Raw genomic sequence first — 6,844 nt, 5'->3', positions numbered from 1 at the left:
TTAAGAGGGAAGATTTGGGGAGAGATAATACAAAAAATTCAACACTCCTTCAACTGAATTTTCCTCAAAATTAATGCGCGAAAAGACTTGACTACCATAATTATATAGATCTCAAATGGGTTCTATAAAAATTTTGGTCGCCCTTAACCAGAGTGTTAAAGTGAATTTCTCTATTCTCAACTGTATTTCATTGTGCCCATCCACCTTTTTGGTGAGGTATATTTTGCCAGGCAATAGCCAGACCATGCTTCAACCCATCAGCAAACTCATCACCTCCCAGGTTTCTCGCTCCCTGACGAGCAAGTTCTCCAAGTTGCCCCAGTCTTTGGCAACAGCACTAAAATTGTAAGCTCCAGTAAGCACGCCTAACTCTGCGTGCTATTCCTCGGAAGGATACCAGACAGGCTTTGACATCCTCCCAACGCTGACCTGACGGTACAGCGCGGGATTCCCATCTAATAAAACAGACTGTCTTGATAGAGTGCGATCGCTGCCCTATCTTTAGCTGTGCCTTTTTCCAATAGGGTTCTAGGGCGTTGGTGATTTTGGCTATGACTGCGCATTAATGCCAATCACCTAACTATTAACTGAAAAGCATTTTCTATTTGGCCAAATTTAGGTTTCATAGCTTGGTTCATCAACGCCGGTTCTAGAATAATTATTGGAGATATCTAGCGGGTATGAGTGAGAGATTAATTCTCTCAAACCAAGCTCAGGATGCCGGCGAAGAGTAACCTTTGCATCTCTATACCCAACGTTTATCGCCGACCAATTCTCACAACGTCGCCATCAAAGGTTGGTACAGACAAGACAAAGGGATCTGTAGGATAAGTCAATGCCTGTTCTTCAAGAATACCAATGGCAATTTCCTCGCCCATGCGAACGCTATCGTAATAGTCGGTGAAGTAGTGAACTCCTGCCATGTTTCGACCAATGGAAATATTGGCTGCTAGTTTATTCAGTTCACCTTCAAGAGTGAGAGCCTCAGAAATATTATTAATCGTTCTTTCTTTCAAGGCAGTCCGATTGCAACCATTAACTCGGAAAGCAACCAACTTATCGCCTTCCTCCATACGTTTGAACCTATATTCCTTACTACTATCCTTTACAAGCACTGTACTGGTGTCAAAAAATGCCTTGAGAATGGTTACACAAGCACCAGCAACGGTAGCGTGTCCTGCACCATAAGCAGGGTGCATGGGAGATCCTTCAGGAAATGCCATTGGTAGCAGATAACTACCTTCAGCTATTGCGGAAATATTTCCGAGAGTACTTGTGTTCAAACCGCAAGTTCCATTGCCTTCCAACTTATCTATGAACCCCTGAACTTTTTTTTTCAAGGCTTCTGGGAGCAAATCTCTATCTATGCTATTGCCAGAACGCAACAGCTCAATTCGTGCTGCTAGAGCCTCTGGTCGCAAGCGAATATGATTGTTAAACTTCTGGAAACGAACAGCCTTAAGTGCTCGTGTTGCCACCTCAGTCACCAAGGTCAAAATGTGGGGACCACCATAAAGAGCAAAACCATTAGCGTGACGGCGAGTTTTTGGATCTTGTGCTGCTACACCACCTCCAGAGAGATGATCGAAACTAGGATTGAAAGGAGTTCCCATTCCCAACAGAATCAGACAAGCATTGAGATAAGCTTCATAAAGAGCATCGTAGTGGACATAGGTTGCCAGATCGCGAGGTGTATAAATAAAGCGACGTCCAGTATCATAGCTTTCTCGTTCCTGTCTAATACCCCGCTGAACTTCAACATACTTTGTCAAATCGGTCATATAGTTTGTTCCTGGCGTGGCTATGGGAACTTGTTGGTTGATTTCCAGAACACCATAGGCGATTTTTCCCTTAGTGACACCATTATCTCCGTTGACGCCTTTGTTACCAATCAGCAAAAATTGAGACAGGTAAGGTCCCACCTCTACCCCCGGAGAAGACCCACGAAATACTGTATTTTTGTCGAGACAGTTATTTCCATTGACTTTTCGAGGTCGTCCATTTTGGTCTTTGATGTAATCAAGGCAATTGAGGCGAGCAATTGATTTGTTGACCTTTTCATTGGTTGCATTGCACTCAAAATCATTAAGAGGACAATCGCGAAGAATGGCCAGTTCATATACCTCAGCCATCTCAAAAATCAGTTCCGGGTTCGTGTTACCAGTGGCATCTAACAATGGTGGTGCGGGAGGCATGGTGACTGCTTGAGCATCAGGTCCTTCTAAATCATGCACAACCCCTGCAGTTGGGGCTTCCCACTGTCTAAAACCATCAAGGAAATTCGGATTTTCCTCTTCTACAATGTTGCCATTAACAACCTTATATTTTGCACCATGACGAACTCTATCAGTAAAAGGATCGATGAAGCCATCATCGATCGCTCGGCGAAATTCTACAAAGTCTCTTGGATCTTGTAGCAATCCTGTGTTGGGGTTATGGATTAAACCTTTGGTAAAGGACATGAAATACCGATCGCCTGCGTAGCGCTCTTCGTCCCCATTAGCTTGATGGGTTGGATGTTGGCGGCTTCTTGCTAATTCAGCGGCCTCAATGCGAACGGAATAAGATTTTTGACGACGCTCGTTCATAAAATTCTCCTATTTTTGATTAATTTTAGGATTGTGTGCAAAACTGGGACGAGACTTGATAAGTTATCATCATAATTAAGTGGTATACTCGTCTATTATGTAGACGATGGAAAGCAAAATTTATGACTTTTTTGAGTTAGATACCCTTAATTTCTAGCTTGATCGAGTAAGGTAGTGATCGCTCCTCGTCTTACAATGGATGACTATTGCAATGCACCTGCACCTATTATATTTTACTCGATATAATTTTTTGGTACTTCTTTACAAAAAGAAACAAAAATTGCCCAACTTCTTACTTCTATTAAGTCGGCGTTGGCGGAGCAAGTGCGGCAGCTATATCGCTCCCCCACTAACCTTAGTTTTAAACATAAAGTAGGGATATTGCATACAACGTCCCTACTGTGAATGTCTGATTAATTTATGAATTGCATATCTATGATGCAATTGAGAAGTAAATAAATTATTTATGTTGGCTGCTCAAGAACTTTAAAATATTCTAGTTCAAACCCTTAAGTCGGCGTTGGCGGAGCAAGTGCGGCAGCTATATCGCTCTCCCACTAACCTTAGTATTAAACATAAAGTAGGGATATTACATACAACGTCCCTACTCTGAATGTCTTCTTAATTTATCAGGACTTACGCAAAGACACTATATATAATAGCGCATGGTAAATAGAGCGATTGCTGACGCCAAGCTCCGCTAACGCTGAAAAAAAATCAAGCGCGATCGCGTCAAGACAATTTCCATAGTTAAAACAAAGGTAAAAAACCTCTATCAAATCAAAATAGCCCTGAATTTTATTGTAGGCTTATTCAGCTCTTGGAGCAGGTAATCTGAGAGTAATTAATGTTTGACTTGAGCAATAGTTTTTCCTATTTTCACTGCTAATCTTTTGACAAAATTCCAGACTAACATTCCACAAGCAATATGATTTATTTGAATTTTTCTCAGACGACATTCACAGGTATTGGCTCCTGTGAATTGCTTAATTCCTCTCTGACATTCCTCAATTTTTCATCTCATTTTAACTTCAAATTAGACATCATCTTTACTGCATTTGCTGAGGTCATTAGTAGCAATATATTCTGTTGGTGTTGGTAGAAGCATTTACCCAGAATCCCTTGACTTTTTTACCCCTTTGAAACCCTTTATTTTTAATAATTTTACCTGATTTTTTTCTGATTCATTCCAGTTTAATTCAGCAAGATTTTTCGATTTTCATACACCACCTGTGTCATCTACGTGCGCGATTTATTTTTAAGTGCCAATAATAATTTTTTCCTAAGTTATCTATCAATGCCATTCATCTTTGTCTTCCATACCAACTCTCCATTAATACAGTTTTCAATGGTTATTTCTTCTTATTTATCACATTAAATATCATTTTTTCAACATGATATATTTGAGTTTTGCTGTCATTATCTGGATCATAAATACGATCATCTATTATCCAAAATTATTCAGTTTGGGGGTGAAAATAGATATAGCAATGTGCCCTGGCATATTTACAAATTACAGGAGGTGTCCAATAGCTAAAAGTTTTATCTTATCAGCTTTTTATTCCCCCTTCCGGAGCTGTTGCCTATTGCCTGTTGCCTGCGCACAGCGCTATACAATTAACTCTCTCCCGCTCCTGTTGTGATGGGGTGATGAGAAGATAAGGTGATTTGGCGATCTAACTCCTAACAGATATCGTATTATTATTTTTTTATTATTTAGACTTGTACTTTCCAACTCCGAAGCTCGAAAATAGGCACTCAACTTCTGTTTAAGCTGTTTGCGCGCCAAAGATATCCGCTTGCAGACATGATCATACAGCGCTTTTCATATTGATGAACCACATCGTCACAATCAGGCACCCAGTAAGGAGGTTCCATGAAACGTCCCTACTGTGGTCTACCGAAATGAAAACGGCTGTAATGTTTGTTGGAAGTAGTCTCGGTACAACTGATGACTGAGAACTGCTTTATTTCCATCTAACTTCACTAACCCCATACTGTTTAACTTGTAAGCATAGATAGGTTCTAGTAATATAGGTTCAGTAGTATGTATCGCCGTACTCAAAGCGATCGCTAATTCCGGCTCATCTTGCAATTTTGCTTGATGACGCTGCAAGTGACTCGAATAAATTCCCGTCGATGTAGGAGCCGTTTTTAATAGCTCCGTGAGTGTTACATCTCCCTGACTAAGATGATAAATAGCAAGATGTACTAAAGCAGGATGTCCTCCTGTCATAGCCATCAAAAGATTTGCTTGCTCTCCATCTGTCCAATTAAGTCTGTAACATTTAGCTAATTTTACCACTTCTTTCAAGGAAAAATTGTGTAGCTGGATTGGCAACCCTACATTGAAAGGTGACTGTTTCAGGTTTAGAGGCACATAAATTTCAGTTGAGTGAACTACTACTAAACGCAATTTCTGCCACAGGGGGAGTCTTTTGGCATCCTCATACCACGAACGTAACAAGGGAAAAAAGTCCTTTGCTATTTCCAGATGCTCAAAAATCGGGGTTGCACATTATAGAATGATATTGCCAAAAATTAGTTTAGACTTTGACTAAAAAAAAACCATTAATTAATCATTCTAGCAATTATCAAATCCAAAATCTTGTTCATCAAAAATATAAAATCATTCGTCACTGTGCAACGCCCAAAAATCTGGTTCACTTCATCCAAAGCTAGAAGTATGGGCGAAATATTAGCTATTATTAAGTATAAATAGTATTTTATGCAATCATATCCTTTTTTTTTGGCAATAGAAAATAAATCATACCAATTTTATCAAATATTGCTACATTTATGGAAGAGTGGTGCGACCCCGCGTCGGCATCTGTAGAGGTATAGCGCTACGGGCAAGTTAGAAGTTATATCATGTCCGGATAAGAGCGTGATCAAAAAAAAATTCTCCTTCTCATCCTTTTCAGTCTGCAACTTAATCTTCTCCACAGGCTTAAATTCGCTTGAAACTCAAGCTACTGATACGGCTTTGTTGCATCGTGGTTATAACTAAATCTCAAACCGCTTCTGTTTCTTAGGAAGTTTTGAGCGTCTTCATAAAGACATCAGAAGTCTGATTTGAAGAGGTTGATGCTCCCACAGATGCAGAAGTTCGCATTGGTTTCCAACAAGGTGATGGGTCTTGGTCTTATCTGGGAACTGATGTGCTGAATATTCCTTTAAACCAAAGAACTATGAATTTTGGTTGGCCTTTAGCTAATGATGGCTATGGTAAGGAAACTGCACTTCACGAAGTGGGACATACACTAGCATTACCACACGAGCATCAAAATCCTAAAGCAGGTATTCAGTGGAATGAAGATGCAGTCAGAGCTTCTTTAAGTGGACTTCCGAACAATTGGTCGTTAGAAACGATAGAATATAATATTTTGCGTAAAGTAGCAACAAATGAAGTTGCAGGGTCTGACTGGAACCCAAACTCAATTATGCACTATCAGTTTCAAGCAGAACTGCTCGATAGTCCTGCTCCCTATAATCAGCAAGGAATTTTTCCAGAACCTGGTTTGTCACAAAAGGATAAGGATTGGATGCAAAAGTTTTATCCTGTGCTGGAATCAAACGATTACATTGAGCTTAAACCTTTTATTTCAGTGCCATTGGTTTTATCCCCTGGAGAACAGGTTAATTTTATTGTGAAGCCAAAAAATTCGCGAGATTACAAGTTTCAAACTTTTGGTGAAGCAGACACTGTAATGGTTTTGTTTGAGGAAGAGAATGGCGACCCAAGGTATTTGAATGGAGATGATGATAGTGGTACTGAATACAATGCTTTCATTACTCACAAATTGTTGAGAGGTCGTACTTATATTCTCAGAGTTCGTTTGTATTTTCCTGGTTTAAGTGGTGAAACTGCTGTAATGATGTGGTAGAAATGAAATAGTGTAGTATTGCGCGATCAATTTAACTTCTGTAGTAACTTAAGTTAGTTAGAAGCGATGGATCTACTTGAGTCAAAAAACTCTCATCAGAATAATGGCGATCGCTTCAGATCAAATCCGGTAGGATTGGTGTCATTAGACTCATAGTGTGGGAACCCACCCCTAATATCAAATTAATAAATATTTGCTACAAATAGCTAGGATATTTCGTAAGGAGTCAACCCACCCGCGCTCCCCTCCCAGGAGGGTAACTCAGGAGGACTGAGTCACACGGGAATAGCTTCAATACCATTTTTCAGGTCGCAAATCATTCTTTTGTCTTGGTGCGCTACCAGGTGCGACTAGCGTCGTCGCGGGGTC

At 40.1% G+C, this 6,844-nt stretch carries 3 protein-coding genes; 1 reads left to right on the top strand and 2 read right to left on the bottom strand.

The window, feature by feature from the left end:
- Window positions 1-758: 758 nt before the first annotated feature.
- Together F6K27_RS31800 and F6K27_RS31795 are read right to left on the bottom strand one after the other, a co-directional pair.
- Window positions 759-2,588, bottom strand: a complete 1,830-nt coding sequence (locus F6K27_RS31800; RefSeq protein WP_287278949.1) for a vanadium-dependent haloperoxidase — start codon at window positions 2,586-2,588, stop codon at window positions 759-761.
- A 1,897-nt stretch (window positions 2,589-4,485) separates the two neighbouring features.
- On the bottom strand, window positions 4,486-5,082 hold the full coding sequence (locus F6K27_RS31795) for an AAA-like domain-containing protein (RefSeq protein WP_287278951.1): 597 nt from the start codon (window positions 5,080-5,082) through the stop codon (window positions 4,486-4,488).
- Window positions 5,083-5,749: 667 nt separating this feature from the next.
- On the opposite strand from F6K27_RS31795, the gene F6K27_RS31790 reads away from it, so the two are divergent.
- Window positions 5,750-6,475, top strand: a complete 726-nt coding sequence (locus F6K27_RS31790; protein ID WP_287278950.1) for a hypothetical protein — start codon at window positions 5,750-5,752, stop codon at window positions 6,473-6,475.
- Window positions 6,476-6,844: the final 369 nt, after the last annotated feature.

The organism is Okeania sp. SIO2F5, from assembly GCF_010692685.1.
In the GTDB taxonomy this organism is placed as follows: domain Bacteria; phylum Cyanobacteriota; class Cyanobacteriia; order Cyanobacteriales; family Microcoleaceae; genus Okeania; species Okeania hirsuta.
Note: the sequence above shows the minus strand (reverse complement) of the source record. Positions and strands in the feature narration are given on the sequence as shown.

Coding starts and splice junctions, on each gene's coding strand:
- F6K27_RS31800 (WP_287278949.1), bottom strand. CDS start 2,588: ATGAACGAGCGTCGTCAAAAATCTTATTCCGTTCGCATTGAGGCCGCT.